Genomic DNA, 13,401 nt, shown 5'->3' with positions numbered 1-13,401 from the left:
GTTCTCGAATGTGCGGGCCGATTCTGCCGAATCGGCCCGCAACCTTTCTTCTGCTCTGGGTTTACTGGTTGAACTTCAGGAAGTCCCCGATGGTGACGGAGGCTTCTTCCTGGGGGAAGTAGTTCTTGGGGGAGGAAGAGCCGTGGTCGCCGTCGCTGCGACGTTTCTTGCGGTCGTCGTCCCGCCGGCGGGGTTCCTCCGCGGGCTCCTCCGACTGGGGGCGCAGGCTCAGGCGGATGCGCCGCTCCGCAGGGTTGACCTCCAGGATGCGGGCCTCCACTTCCTGTCCTTCCTGAAGCACGTCCTGGGGCTTGTCCACCCGCTGGCGGCTCAGTTGGGAGATGTGGATCAGTCCCTCCACCCCTTCTTCCAGCTCCACGAAGGCGCCGAAGTCCGCCAGGCGGACCACCTTCACGTTGACCATCTGGTCCTTGCCGTAGCGCTCCTCCACGTCCCGCCAGGGGTCGTGAAGCTGCTTGAAGCCCAGGCTGATGCGCTTGCGGTCCGTGTCCACGTCCAGCACCACCACGTCGATCTTCTGGCCCTTCTTCAGGACCTCCCGGGGATGCTTGATGCGGCTCCAGCTCAGGTCGCCGATATGGACGAGCCCCTCCACCCCGGGCTCGATCTCCACGAAGGCGCCGAAGTCGGTGAGGTTGGTCACGGTGCCCTCGGTGCGGGCATCCTTCTGCCACCGTTCGTGCACCGTGAACCAGGGATCGTCCAGGGTCTGCTTGATGCTCAGGGAGATGCGGTTGGTCTCCCGGTCGATGCCGATGACCTTGACCTTCACGTGGTCTCCCTTGTTCACCAGGTCCCGGGCCTTGGCGTTCCGCTGCCAGGAGAGCTCGCTGATGTGGACGAGACCCTCCAGGGCTCCCAGGTTCACGAAGACCCCGAAGGAGGTGATGCTGCTCACGTCGCCCTCCAGCACGTCGCCTTCGTGCACGTTGGCGTAGAAGTCCTCCCGCAGGGAGGAAAGCTCCTCCTCCAGCATGCTCCGCCGGGAGAGCACCAGGCGCCGCTTACGCCGGTCCTTCTCGATCATCTTCACCGGGAAGGCCTGCTCCAGCAGCCGGGAGGGGTTGATGCCCCGCCCTTCCTCCGCCAGGTGGGAGATGGGGATGAAGCCCTCGATGCCGCAGCAGTCCACGATGAGCCCGCCCTTGACCTTGCGGATCCCCTGGACCTGGAGGATTTCGCTCTCGGCGAGCTTCTCTTCGAGGTTCGTCCAGCGTTCGTCGAACTCGCACCGCCACCGGCTCAGACTGAGCTGGGCATCCTCGCCCTGCCCCACGTTGGTGACCTGAACGCGAACCCGGTCACCCACCTGGGGTTCTCCCACCGTCTCCACGAGGACCCGGTGGGTCCACTCCCGGCGGGGCAGGAAACCCTCGCACTTGTAGCCCACGTCCACGAGCCAGCCGTCTTCCCGTGCATCGACGATGGTCCCCTCGACAACCTTCCCGCGATGGATATCCACGGAGTCGAACTGCTCCATGATGCTCTCCATCGTTTCCGTCTCGGGTTCGTACGCTTCGGAACCTTCCCTGATCAACTCGTCCACCATAACCTCTCCATCCTCCTCGCGACCTACAGTTTCTCTAGCGTTTCGATCAATTCCCGGATCAACCAGTCGGGGGTGCTTCCCCCGGCGGCCACTCCGACGGAACCCATTTGTTCCAGCCAACTGCGGTCCAGTTCTCCGGCGTGCTCGATCCACAGGGTCGGTGCTCCCGCATCCCGGGCGATTTCCGCCAGCTTCCGCGTGTTGGCGCTGTTGCGTCCTCCGATGATGAGGATGCCGTCCACCGTGGCGGCCAGACGACAGACCGACTCCTGGCGGGCCAACGTGGCTCGGCAGATCGTATTATATACTCGAACCTCCGGAATCCACGAGACCAGGCGCCCCACAAGATCCGAAAGGGCCGCCACCTTCTGGGTGGTCTGGCTCAGAACACCGATCCGTTCCTTGGGGAGGGATTGCAGGATCCCCTCGGGCTCTTCGGTTTCCGAGACCACCAGGGCCGTCCCGTTCACGTACCCCAGAATCCCCTGGACCTCGGGGTGGTTGCGGTCTCCCAGGATCAGCACCGGGTACCCCTCTTCCGCCAGGGAGCGTGCCCGAGCCTGGGCGTTGCGCACGAAGGGGCACGTCCCGTCCACCACGACGCGGCAGCGGGCCTCCAACCTCCGGTGGGTCTCGGGACAGACGCCATGAGCCCGAATGAAGGCCACGGCCCCCTCCGGGACTTCCTCGGGCGTCTCCACCACGTGAAGGCCCTTTTTTTCCAGTCGCTCCACTTCCTGGGGGTTATGGATGGGACTGCCGAGGGCGAACACTTCCCGGTTGTCCTGAAGGGTGGTTTCCAGCTGCTCGATGGCCCTGCGCACGCCGAAACAGAGCCCCGTGGGGTTGGCTACGATCAGTTTCACGTCGTCCGTGGTTGCCTCCCAGGTTACGGAATGACCGCCTCCCGCAGGGATTGTTGGACATCCTCGCGGGATCTTTCTGAAAGATCATACCACACGCAGGGAGTAAATCGCCGGAACCAGGTCATCTGTCTTCGGGAGAAGGCCTTGGTGGCGCGGATGTCCCCCTCCAGCGCCTCCTCCAGGGTCATCGTCCCCCGGCACCATGCGGTCAGTTCCCGGTACCCGAACCCCTGGAGGGACGGCAGACGCGGGTCGTAACCTTGGTCCAGAAGCCACCGGACCTCCTCGGGGTACCCGTGGGAGAACTGGAAGCGAACCCGCTCTTCGATGCGCCGCCAAAGCTCCTCTCGGGGCCGGATCAGGCCCACGTAACGGATGCGGAACTCTCCCCCCAGGGTCTTGCCCTGGGCATACCACCAGCTGGGGGTCTGTCCGCTGCACCGGAAGATCTCCAGGGCACGGACGGTACGGTGCACGTCCCGGGGGTGGATGCGCCGCGCCGCTTCCGGGTCCAGGGCGGCCAGCTCCCCGTGGAGGATCTCTCTGCCCCGTTCTCGGGCCTCCTCCTCCAGACGGCTGCGGACCTGCGCGTCCGAGGGCAGCGACTGGGAGAGCAGGCCGCCCTCCAGGGCCCTGTAGTAAAAAGGGGTCCCCCCTACCAACAGGGGGATGCGCCCTCGGGCCCGGATGCGCCGGATCGCGTCTCGGGCCAGGGCCAGAAAATCCGCCACGGAGAAGGGGTCGTCGGGATCCGCCACGTCGATGGCGTGGTGGAGGACCCGTTTCCTGGTCTCCGGTGAGACCTTGTCGGTCCCCACGTCCAGGTACCGATACACCTGGCGGGAGTCCACCGACAGGATCTCTCCCCCCACCTCCTCCGCCAGATGGAGGCTCAATTCCGTCTTCCCCACGGCGGTGGGGCCGATCAGGGCCAGGGTGGTCTCCTGAGGCCGAGTCATGAGGAGGACCTTCCCAGGCGAGAGGCGATCTCCTCCCAGGAAAGGGTGAAGAGGGTGGGTCTTCCGTGGGGACAGGCATAGGGGGTCTCGCAGGCCCGCAGGTCCCGGAGCAGCGTCCGGGCTTCCTCTTCCTGGAGCCTCTCGCCCAACTTCAAGGAGGCCTTGCAGGCCCGGTCGGCCATGCGCTTCACCAGCGTCGCGGGGTCCGCGACGCCCTCCTCCGCCAGGGCCAGGCGAAGCCAGTCCAGGGGGGCCAGGGGGTACAGCGCCAGGAGGTGGGGAATCCCCGTCACCTTCCAACCCTCCGGGGTCTCCTGCGATGGGGCTTGAAAGCGGAAACCCAGACCCTCCAGGTCCGGGCGACAGGATTCCACCGTGGGGGCCAGGGAACCGGGAAGGTCCACGGGAACCGCGAGGCTCTGTACGGTCCCCCGTCCCCAGGAGCTTCGCAGGCGCTCGTAAAGAATCCGTTCCTGCGCCGCGTGGGGGTCCAGCACCCACAGCCCCGAGGGGCCGTCGAAGAGCAGATACCCTCTCTGGGCCTGCCCCAGGTAGACCGCTTCGGGTTCAAGCGACGGGGCTCGGGAGGAAGGGGCTCCCTCGCCCCTTTCCAGGGGGGGAAACAGGGACCCCAAGCGGGGGGCGCCGAATGTCCGAGCCTCCGCCACCCGCTGGGGGAAGGCCCGATCCCAGGAGGGCGGGTTCGGGGCGGGGGAAGAGGGGAAAGTCCTTTCCCGGTAGGGTTCTCCGGACGACGGGGGCGACGAGAGGTCAGGGACGCCCGGGAGAACCCAGTGATCCCCGAAGGTCCCCCCCTCCACCAGCTTCGCCACGCCGCGACGCACCAGGTCGAAGACCTCCCCGGGACGGCGGAAGCGGACCTCCGTCTTGGCGGGGTGGACGTTCACGTCCAGATCCTCCGGGGGCAGACGCAGGACCACCAGCCAATCCCCCCCGCAGGTTCCCGCTCCGGCGAGCAGGGCTCCCCTCACCGACGAATCCTGAATCCGGCGGCCGTTGGCGAAGAGGACCAGAGGGGTTCGTCCCTCCTTGGGACCGCTCCACCACAGTTCCGCCTCCACCCCCCCCGACGAGACGGAGAGGGAGCGGGCGGCTCCACAGCCCCAGTGGTCCCGCAGGGCCCGTTCCGTGTCCCTCCCCGGTTCGGTGTCGAAGAGCACCCGTCCCTCGGACCGCAGAGTCAGCCGGACCTCCGGGTGGATCAGCCCCATCTCCTGGATCAGTTGCCCCACCCTGCGGGTCTCCGCTCCTGGGGCGCGGAGGAACTTGCGGCGGGCGGGAAGGTTGAAGAACAGCTCCTCCACCTGGATGCGGGTTCCCTCAGGGCACGGCAGGGGCTGGTGGAGCACCACCGATCCCCCCTCGCTTCGGATCATCCCGCCCCGATCCTCCCCCGTCGCCCGGCTGCGAATCTCCAGCAGGCTCACGGTGGCGATGCTCGCCAGGGCCTCCCCGCGAAAGCCCAGGGTGCCGATCCGGTCCAGGTCCTCCAGGGAGAAGATTTTGCTGGTGGCATGGCGTTCCAGCGCCAAGGGGAGTTCGTCGAAGGGGATGCCGCAGCCGTCGTCCTCCACGATCAGGGAGGTCTTTCCTCCCTGCAGGAGGGTCACGGAGATCCGGGAAGCCCCCGCGTCCAGGGCGTTCTCCAGAAGCTCCTTGCACACCGAAACGGGGCGTTCGATCACCTCCCCCGCGGCGATGCGCTGGAACACGTCCTCCGAGAGCCTGCGTATGGTCATGCCTTGTCCCTCCCCCAGATCATGCGTCCCTTCTCCCGGAGACGGTACAGGGTCTCCAGACCCTGAAGGGGGGTCATGCGATCCGGGTCGCAGAGCGATAGTTCCTCCAGCAGGGCCTCCAGGTCCACGTCGAACAGGCGGCGCTGTCCCGTTTCCCCGCTCCGGGGGCGTTCCTCCTGGGGAAGCAGCTCCGTCCCTTCCCTACGGCGAGCCTCGAATCGGGACAGGAGTTCCCGGGAGCGCAGGAGCACCGATTCGGGCAACCCCGCCAGCCGGGCCACGTCCACTCCGTAGGAGCGGCTGGCGGGGCGGGGCACCACGTGATGGAGGAAGGCCAGCCCCCGGGGGGTCTCCTCCACCGCCACGCTGCAGTTGCGGACCCCCGGCAGTTTTTCCGCCAGGGCGGTGAGTTCGTGGTAATGGGTGGCGAAGAGGACCTTGGGACGAAGCTCCGTTTCCTCCTGAAGGAACTCCATCACCGCCCAGGCGATGCTCATGCCGTCGTCCGTGGAGGTCCCCCGACCGATCTCGTCGAGGATCACCAGGCTTCTTGGTCCCAGGCCGTTGAGGATCTGGGCGGTCTCCATCATTTCCACCATGAAGGTGCTTTTCCCTCGGTTGAGGTCGTCCCGGGCCCCGATGCGGGTGAAGAGGCGGTCGATGCGCCCGATCCGGGCCTCTTCCGCCGGGACGAAGGAGCCCATCTGAGCCATGAGGACGAGCAGCGCTCCCATGCGCAGGAAGGTGGACTTCCCCGCCATGTTGGGCCCCGTGAGGAGGATCATCCTCCGCTGGTCTCCGTCCAGCTCCAGGTCGTTGGGAGTGAAGGGTTCCGGGGTCAGGGCGGCTTCCACCACGGGGTGACGTCCCCCCCGGATGGACAGGGTCTCCCCCTCGTCCACCAGGGGGCGGCAGTAGCCCCGGGCGGCGGCCACCTCGGCAAAGCCGTGCAGCACGTCCAGCTCCGCCACCTTGCGGGCTGCGGCCTGCAGATCCGCGGTTCGGGAGAGGGTCCGGGTCAGCAGGTCGTTCCAAAGACGTTCCTCCCGCTCCGCCAGGGCGCCTTCGGCGCCGCAGCGCCGATCCTCGAAGGTGCGCAGCTCCTCGGTAACGTAGCGTTCGCAGTTCACCAGGGTCTGCCGGCGCTGGTATTCCCCAGGGACCCGGTCCGCCGCCGCCTTCCCCACCTCGATGTAGTGGCCGAACACCCGGTTGAACCCCACCTTGAGGTTGCGGATCCCCGTGCGGGCCCGCTCCCCCTCCTCGTAGGACCGAAGCCATCCCTTCGCGTCTCCCAGGCACTGGCGCAGGGAGTCCAGCTCTCCATCGTGTCCGGGACGGATGACCCCTCCCTCCCGGAGGTTGCGGGGAAGGGTCTCCTCCAGGGCTCGTGACAGAGACTCCCCCAGTTCCTCCCTCCCCGGACAGGGTTCGGGCAGCCAGGGGAGAAGGGGGGGCCGGTCCCGAAAGGACTCCAGGCGCGGAAGGCGGCTGAGAAAATCCCGGCAGGCCCCCAGATCGCGGGGTCCCCCGGTGTTCAGGTGCAGGCGGGACAGGGCCCTCTCCACGTCCGGGAGCCCTTCGAGGACCCGTCGAAGGGATTCCCGAAGGGACGGGGTGTCCACCAGGGCCTGCACGGCCTCCTGGCGCAGCTCGATGGCCTCGGGGTCGTTCAGGGGATGGAGGATCCACTCCCGAAGGAGCCGCCTCCCCAGAGGGGTCTTGCAGCGGTTGAGGATGCCGTAGAGGGATCCGCCCCGCCCCTCCACCAGTTCCAGGTTGCATTGGGAGGAAGGGTCCAGCAGAAGCCCCGATCGGGGTTGGATGCGCCGGAGGGTCTGCAGGTGTCCCGTCCTGCCGAACTGGGTCTCCTCCACGTACCGAAGCACTGCCCCCGCCGCTCCCAGGGCGGCGTCCCGGGGCTCGAAGCCGAACCCCTCCAGGGAAAGGACTCCGTGGCGGTGCTTCAGGAGGGCCTCCGCTGCGGTCACGGAGAACAGGTCCCTCTCCCGCTCCACCAGGGGACCCTCCAGGGAGAAACCCTCCAGCCCCCGAGGGACGAGGGTCTCCTGGGGGGAAAAGGAAAGAAGGTAGGACCGGGCCTCCTGCTCCGGCAGGTTTCCCGCCTCGAACCGTCCCGTGGACATGGACAGAAGGGCCAGGGCCCAGCAGGGCTTGCCGGGGATGCAGGCGGCCAGCAGCCCCTCCTGTCCCGATTCGGGGGGCACGAAGGTCCCGGGGGTGACCAGCCGGACCACCCGCCGCTCCACCAGGGTCTTGCCGTCGGGTTCCGTCACCTGATCGCACAGGGCCACCCGACGCCCCGCCTCCACCAGCCGAGCCAGGTATCCGTCCACGGCGTGGTGGGGCACCCCCGCCATGGGGATGGCCTTTTCGGCGTCCCGGGCGGTGAGGGTGAGATCCAGGAGTTCCGAGGCCGCCACGGCGTCGTCGAAGAAGAGTTCGAAGAAGTCCCCCATGCGGAAGAAGAGGAGGTACCCGGGGTACTGTCTCTTCCAGTGGAGGTACTGCTCCAGCATGGGGGTCAGCTTGACGCCTTCAGGAAGACCTTCCACCCGTGCAGCCTCCGTCCAGAAACCCCTGCAGCAGCACCGCCGCCGCCACCTTGTCCACCCGTTGCTTCCGCCCCTTGCGGGAGACGTCCCCCGCCAGGAGGGCCTGCTGGGCGATGCGGGTGGTGAAGCGTTCGTCGTAGAACTGGATGGGCACCTGGGGGATCCCCTGGCGCAGCTCCTCCGTCCACCCTCGCACCCGTTCCACCTCCGGCCCGGCGGTCCCGTCGGTGCGTGTGGGCAATCCCACCAGCACCAGGGTCACCTGATGCGTGACCACCAGTTCCCGAACCCTCTGGATCCAGTTCTCCTGCGCGGGGAGGACGTCCAGGGGTTGAGCGAACCGGCGGGTGGGGTCGCTCAAGGCGACCCCCACCCGAACCGTCCCCAAGTCCAGGGCGAGAACCCGACCCTCCGTCACCGGCGCGTCATCCCTTCATCTGCTCCGCCACCATCTGGGGAACCGACTCCAGGGGGCCCTTGAGGGGGGTGGTGAACTTGCCGCCCACCTGGGCCATCTGGGGTTTGCCGCCTCCGTTGCACCCCAGGAGGGCTCCCAGGGACTTGGCCAGCTTGCCCGCGTGCACCCCTTTGGCCACCGCCTCGTCGGTGGCCATGATGACCACCAGGAACTTCTCCGCGTTCTTCGTGGCCAGGACGGAGACGGAGGAGGGGAAGCGTCCCTTCACCTGGTCCCCGATCTGCCGGAGCAGGTCCGTGTCCAGGTCCTCGTAGAAGGAGATGACCACCTCCACGTCCCCCACCCGCTTGCGTCCCATCACCACCGCGTCGAGACGCATCAGTTCCGTCTGGAGCAGCGCCTGTCTCCACTTGCGTTCCAGGGCCTTGTGCTCCTCCAGGAGGGAGGCGGTCTTCTCGCAGAGCGCGTCCGGGTCCACCGTCAGCAGGGACGTGACGTCCCGCAGGACCGTGGATACTTCCTGAGACCAGCGAAGGGACGCTCGCCCCGACGTGGCCTGGATGCGCCGCAGCCCCGCCCCGATGCCCTCGTCCTTGTGAACCTTCACCAGGCCGATCTCCCCGGTGGCGCACACGTGGGTGCCCCCGCAAAGCTCCGTGGAATACCCCTCCACCGAGACCACCCGGACCCGTTCCCCGTACTTCTCCTCGAAGAGGGCCTTGGCCCCCAGAGCCTTGGCGGTCTCCAGATCCGTCTCCCGGGTGGTCACGGGGAGGTTCTTCAGGACCTGCTCGTTGACCCGGTCCTCCACCTCCTGGATCTGTTCCGGCGTCAGGGGGGCGAAGTGGTTGTAGTCGAAGCGGAGTCCCTCCGGGGAGACCAGGGAGCCCGCCTGGCGCACGTGATCCCCCAGCACCTGGGTCAGGGCCTCGTGGAGCAGGTGGGTGGTGGTGTGGTGCCGCCGGATGTCCCCCCGCCGCGCACCGTCCACCCGAGCCTCCAGGGTCGCCCCGGGCAGCAGGACGCCCTTTCGGATCCGAACCCGATGGGCCACCAGGTCCCCGCAGGGGTGGACCGTGTCCTCCACCTCCGCCTCCAGCCCTTCGCCGGAAAGAGTTCCTTGGTCTCCCACCTGGCCGCCCCGCTCCGCATAGAACGGCGTCCGGTCCAACACCACCTCCGCCGTTTCCCCTTCCTCGGCACGATCCAGAAGGACCCCGTCCCGAAGGAGCGCCAGAACCGTTCCCCGAGCCTCCTCCATCTCGTATCCCAGGAAGACCGTGGGGCCCTGTCGGTCCGCCAGCTCCGTGTAGGCGTTGGAACCCATGGTGGCGCAGGTCTGCTTGCTGGAAGCCCGAGCGCGCTCCTTCTGGCGTTCCATGGCCTGGGCGAAGCCCTTCTGGTCCACCGAAAGTCCCGCCTCGGAGCACATCTCCTCCGTCAGCTCCACGGGGAAGCCGTAGGTGTCGTAGAGTTCGAAGGCCACCTCACCGGAAAGCTCCTTCCCCCCGGAGCGCTTGGTGCACCCGATCTCCTGTTCCAGAAGGTCGCTTCCCTGCTCCAGGGTACGGCCGAAGCGGCGCTCCTCCAGGTCCACCACCTGGGCGATGGTGGAGCGGTACCTCAGCAGCTCCTGGTAGGGATCCGCCAGGGTGGCCTCCACCTGGGGGAGCAGCTCCAGGAGGAAGGGTTCCCGCAGGTCCAGGAGACGGCCGAAACGCACCGCCCGGCGCAGCAGTCGGCGCAGCACGTACCCCGTCCCCTCGTTGGAGGGAAGGATGCCGTCGGCGATCATGAACGCCGTGGCCCGAAGGTGGTCCGCAATGACCCGCACCGCCAGATCGCTTCCCGGACCCGCCCCGTAGGAGACCCCCGCAAGGGAGCAGGCCTTGTCCACCAGGGGGCGGAAAAGGTCCGTCTCAAAATCGCTTTTCACCTGCTGCACCACCGAGGAGAGGCGCTCCAGCCCCATGCCCGTGTCGATGTTCTTCTTGGGCAGGGGGGTGAGGACGCCAGCTTCGTCCCGGTTGAACTGCATGAACACCAGGTTCCAGATCTCCAGGTATCGATCGCAGCTGCACCCGGGGGCGCAGTCCGGAGAACCGCAGGAGAACGCCGGTCCCTGGTCGTAGAGCAGCTCCGAACAGGGGCCGCAAGGCCCCACGGGGCCAGCGGCCCAGAAGTTGTCCTCCTCCCCCAGGCGGATCACCCGATCCGCAGCGAGGCCCACGGAGTTCCGCCAGATGTCCGCCGCCTCGTCGTCGTCCCGGTAGACCGTGGCGTACATCCGGTTCGGATCCAGCCCCACCCGCTCCGTCAGGAAGGTCCAGGCCCAGGGGATGACCTCCGCCTTGAAGTAGTCCCCGAAGCTGAAGTTTCCCAACATCTCGAAAAAGGTGTGGTGTCGGGCCGTGCGGCCCACGTTGTCGATGTCGTTGGTGCGCACGCACTTTTGCGCCGTGGTGGCCCGGGTCACCTCCGGAGTCTTCAGCCCCAGGAAGTAAGGCTTGAAGGGCACCATCCCGGCGATGGTGAACAGGAGCGTCGGGTCGTCGGGGACCAGGGAGAAACTTGGATATCGCCTGCTTCCCTTCTCCTCGAAGTAGGAAAGGAACTGTTCTCTGAGCTTTGCCGCAGGTTGCCATTGCATGGGTTCTTCCCTCCAGATCCCCCTCAGCCAGACGGGGGGCGTTTTACTTGCCTTCGATCAGCTCTTGCCGCACCTTCCGGGCGCTCTCCAGGATGCGCGGGGCGTCGAGGTTCGGATAGGATCCCCCTTGGTACAGCACTCGCCCCCCCACCAGGGTGGCGCACACGTCTGCGGAGGACCCGGCGTACACCAGGTAGCCCGCCAGATTCTCCTCATCCCATCCCACATAGTGAGGGCGCCGCAGGTCCACCGCCACGAAGTCCGCCTCGAAGCCCGGCTCCAGAAGGCCGCAACGCCCGAAACCTAGGGCCAGGGAACCGTTTCGGGTGGCCATAGTGAGGACCTGCTGGGCCGTCACCAGGGTGGGGTCCTGCTTCCATCCCTTGTGCACCAGCGCGGCGGCCCGGATCTCTCCCCAGATGTCCAGACGATTGTTGCTGGCCGCCCCGTCGGTACCCAAGGCCACCCGCACCCCCTGGGCCAGCATCTCCGCCACCGGGGCCAGACCGCTTCCCAGCTTGAGGTTGCTGCAGGGGTTGTGGACCACCGTCACGTTCTGCCGGGCAAGGCGAGGAAGGTGTTCCGGCCGGAACCACACGCCGTGGGCCAGCACCAGCTGCGGGGCTTCGAAGAAGCCGCTGCGTTCCAGAAGGTCCACGGGGTCGCACTTCAGTTCCTCCGCGAAGTAACCCGACTCCCACTGGGTCTCCAGCCAATGGGAATGGACCCCCAGCCCCCGATCCACCGCCAGGGCCCCGATCCTCGACAGGACCTCCGCCGGGACGGTGTAGGGGGCATGGGGTCCCAAATCGACCCGCACCTGACGATGGTCGGAGGGGAAACGGTCTGCCAGAGCCAGACCGTCCTTGAGCTTGCACGGGTCATCCCCGATCAGCCCCCGAGCGAGGTTTGCCCGGATACCCGATTCCTCCACCCCGTCCGCCACCTGGTCCATGAAGAAGTACATGTCCGCAAAGGCGGTGGTCCCCGTGGCGAGCATCTCCAGGATGGCCGACATGGTCCCCGCCCGGACGTGCTCCGCTTTGAGGTTGTTCTCCACCGGCCAGATGCGCTTCTCGAGCCAGTCCATCAGGGGAAGCTCCTCCCCCAGGCCACGGAGCAGACTCATGGCGGCATGGGTGTGGGCGTTGACGAACCCGGGCAGAAGCGCCGTCTGTCCCTTCCCGTCCAGGAGGATTTCCCCCTCCCCTTCTCCGGGAGGCAGGATCGTCGCGATGCGTCCCTCCTCCAGGACCAGGTCCGCCCGCTTCGCCGCCACCTCGCGACAATCCCACGCCACCACGTCGCGGATCAGGGTCCCCATGACGAACTCCCCCCTCTACTCCCTCCAGGAGGCCAGGTAGGTCTCCTGCTCCGGGGTAAGCGTCTCCAGACGCAGCCCCATGGCGTCCAACTTGGCGCGGGCCACCCGGCGGTCCAGTTCCTCCGGGACCTTGTGGACCCCCGGGGTCAGATCGTTCTGGTGCACGTGGAGCGCCGAGAGAAGCTGCAGGGCGAAGCTGAGGTCCATGATCTCCACGGGGTGCCCGTCCCCCGCCGCCAGGTTCACCAGGCGTCCCTCCCCCAGAAGGTGAAGGGTCCGCCCATCCTCCATGCGGTAGGAGCGGATCTGGGGGCGGCTGTCCCAAACCTCCACGGAAAGGGCTTTCAGGTGGGGGATGCACACCTCCACGTCGAAGTGCCCCGCGTTGGCCAGAAGCGCTCCGTCCTTCATCAGACGGAAGTGCTCCTCCCGAAGCACCTGGGTGTTTCCCGTGACGGTGACGAAGACGTCCCCCACCGCAGCGGCCTGACGCAGGTCCAGGACCTCGAATCCGTCCATGAAGGCCTCCAGGGCGCGGTGCGGGTCGATCTCCACCACCGCCACCCGGGCGCCCAGGCCGGAGGCCCGCTTGGCCACGCCTTTGCCGCACCAGCCGTAGCCCACCACCACGACCACCCGCCCCGCCACCAGGAGGTTGGTGGTGCGGAGGATGGCGTCCCAGACGGACTGCCCCGTGCCGTAGCGGTTGTCGAACAGGTGCTTGCTCAGACCGTCGTTCACCGCCAGCATGGGGAACTGCAGGGCTCCCTCCGCCTCCATGGCCTTCAGACGCTTGATCCCCGTGGTGGTCTCCTCGCAGCCGCCCCGAAGCCGGGGAATCAGGTCCCGCCGTTCCTCGTGGATCAGGGCCACCAGGTCTCCCCCATCGTCGATGAGCACCTGGGGGTTCCACGCCAGGCAACGGCGCAGGTTTTCCCCATACTCCGCCGCGGACATGCCATGGTGGCTGAACACGTGGACTCCCGAAGAGGCCAGGGCGGCGCACACGTCATCCTGGGTGGAAAGGGGGTTGCTTCCCGCCGCGGCCACAGTGGCCCCCAGGCGATGAAGCACCTGAAGCAGGCAGGCGGTCTTCGCCTCCAGGTGGAGGCAGCAGGCCACGGTGACCCCCTGGAGGGGAAGCCGTTCCTTTTCCCGTTCCTCCAAGAAACGCAAGACGGGCATGGCGTGCCATGCCCAGTCGATCTTCTTGAAGCCCATGGGGGCCAGTTCCCGGTTCGCGACGCGGTACTCTTCCACTGCCGTCCCCTCCTCAGG

9 protein-coding genes are annotated in these 13,401 nt (G+C 67.2%); all 9 read right to left on the bottom strand.

Annotation, left to right across the window (positions count from 1 at the left end; translation table 11 throughout):
• Positions 1 to 61 precede the first annotated feature (61 nt).
• From APAU_RS06685 to APAU_RS06645, 9 genes are read right to left on the bottom strand one after another with little or no spacing between them, the layout of a single operon-like run.
• The gene (locus APAU_RS06685; RefSeq protein WP_006300959.1) at positions 62 to 1,570 is read right to left on the bottom strand and encodes a 30S ribosomal protein S1; all 1,509 of its coding nucleotides are present in this window, start codon (positions 1,568 to 1,570) and stop codon (positions 62 to 64) included.
• A gap of 23 nt (positions 1,571 to 1,593) precedes the next feature.
• Positions 1,594 to 2,436: a 4-hydroxy-3-methylbut-2-enyl diphosphate reductase gene (ispH, locus tag APAU_RS06680; protein ID WP_006300958.1), complete on the bottom strand. Its 843-nt coding sequence runs from the start codon at positions 2,434 to 2,436 to the stop codon at positions 1,594 to 1,596.
• A 23-nt stretch (positions 2,437 to 2,459) separates the two neighbouring features.
• Entirely contained in the window at positions 2,460 to 3,395 is a 936-nt protein-coding gene (gene miaA / locus APAU_RS06675; RefSeq protein WP_006300957.1) for a tRNA (adenosine(37)-N6)-dimethylallyltransferase MiaA, read from the bottom strand.
• Positions 3,392 to 5,155, bottom strand: coding sequence for a DNA mismatch repair endonuclease MutL (mutL, locus tag APAU_RS06670; RefSeq protein WP_006300956.1), 1,764 nt, complete (start codon positions 5,153 to 5,155; stop codon positions 3,392 to 3,394). Before mutL ends, miaA begins: the two co-directional genes overlap by 4 nt.
• Complete coding sequence (gene mutS, locus APAU_RS06665; protein ID WP_006300955.1) at positions 5,152 to 7,731, bottom strand: DNA mismatch repair protein MutS; 2,580 nt, start codon at positions 7,729 to 7,731, stop codon at positions 5,152 to 5,154. Before mutS ends, mutL begins: the two co-directional genes overlap by 4 nt.
• Positions 7,715 to 8,149 (bottom strand): Holliday junction resolvase RuvX, encoded by a 435-nt coding sequence (gene ruvX / locus APAU_RS06660; protein ID WP_006300954.1) that lies wholly within the window; start codon positions 8,147 to 8,149, stop codon positions 7,715 to 7,717. The genes mutS and ruvX overlap by 17 nt, the downstream gene beginning before the upstream one ends.
• A gap of 7 nt (positions 8,150 to 8,156) precedes the next feature.
• Positions 8,157 to 10,799: an alanine--tRNA ligase gene (gene alaS / locus APAU_RS06655; protein WP_006300953.1), complete on the bottom strand. Its 2,643-nt coding sequence runs from the start codon at positions 10,797 to 10,799 to the stop codon at positions 8,157 to 8,159.
• Positions 10,800 to 10,842: 43 nt separating this feature from the next.
• The gene (locus tag APAU_RS06650) at positions 10,843 to 12,123 is read right to left on the bottom strand and encodes an amidohydrolase (protein WP_006300952.1); all 1,281 of its coding nucleotides are present in this window, start codon (positions 12,121 to 12,123) and stop codon (positions 10,843 to 10,845) included.
• A gap of 15 nt (positions 12,124 to 12,138) precedes the next feature.
• Positions 12,139 to 13,383 carry an adenosylhomocysteinase gene (locus APAU_RS06645; RefSeq protein ID WP_006300951.1) on the bottom strand — a complete coding sequence of 415 codons (1,245 nt, stop codon included), beginning with the start codon at positions 13,381 to 13,383 and terminating at the stop codon, positions 12,139 to 12,141.
• Positions 13,384 to 13,401 lie beyond the last annotated feature (18 nt).

This window comes from Aminomonas paucivorans DSM 12260, from assembly GCF_000165795.1.
GTDB lineage: Bacteria > Synergistota > Synergistia > Synergistales > Synergistaceae > Aminomonas > Aminomonas paucivorans.
Note: the sequence above shows the minus strand (reverse complement) of the source record. Positions and strands in the feature narration are given on the sequence as shown.

Bases quoted from the DNA above. Each gene is read 5' to 3' on its own strand.
- mutL (WP_006300956.1), bottom strand. From the start codon at position 5,155: ATGACCATACGCAGGCTCTCGGAGGACGTGTTCCAGCGCATCGCCGCG.
- APAU_RS06685 (WP_006300959.1), bottom strand. From the start codon at position 1,570: ATGGTGGACGAGTTGATCAGGGAAGGTTCCGAAGCGTACGAACCCGAG.
- APAU_RS06650 (WP_006300952.1), bottom strand. From the start codon at position 12,123: ATGGGGACCCTGATCCGCGACGTGGTGGCGTGGGATTGTCGCGAGGTG.
- miaA (WP_006300957.1), bottom strand. From the start codon at position 3,395: ATGACTCGGCCTCAGGAGACCACCCTGGCCCTGATCGGCCCCACCGCC.
- alaS (WP_006300953.1), bottom strand. From the start codon at position 10,799: ATGCAATGGCAACCTGCGGCAAAGCTCAGAGAACAGTTCCTTTCCTAC.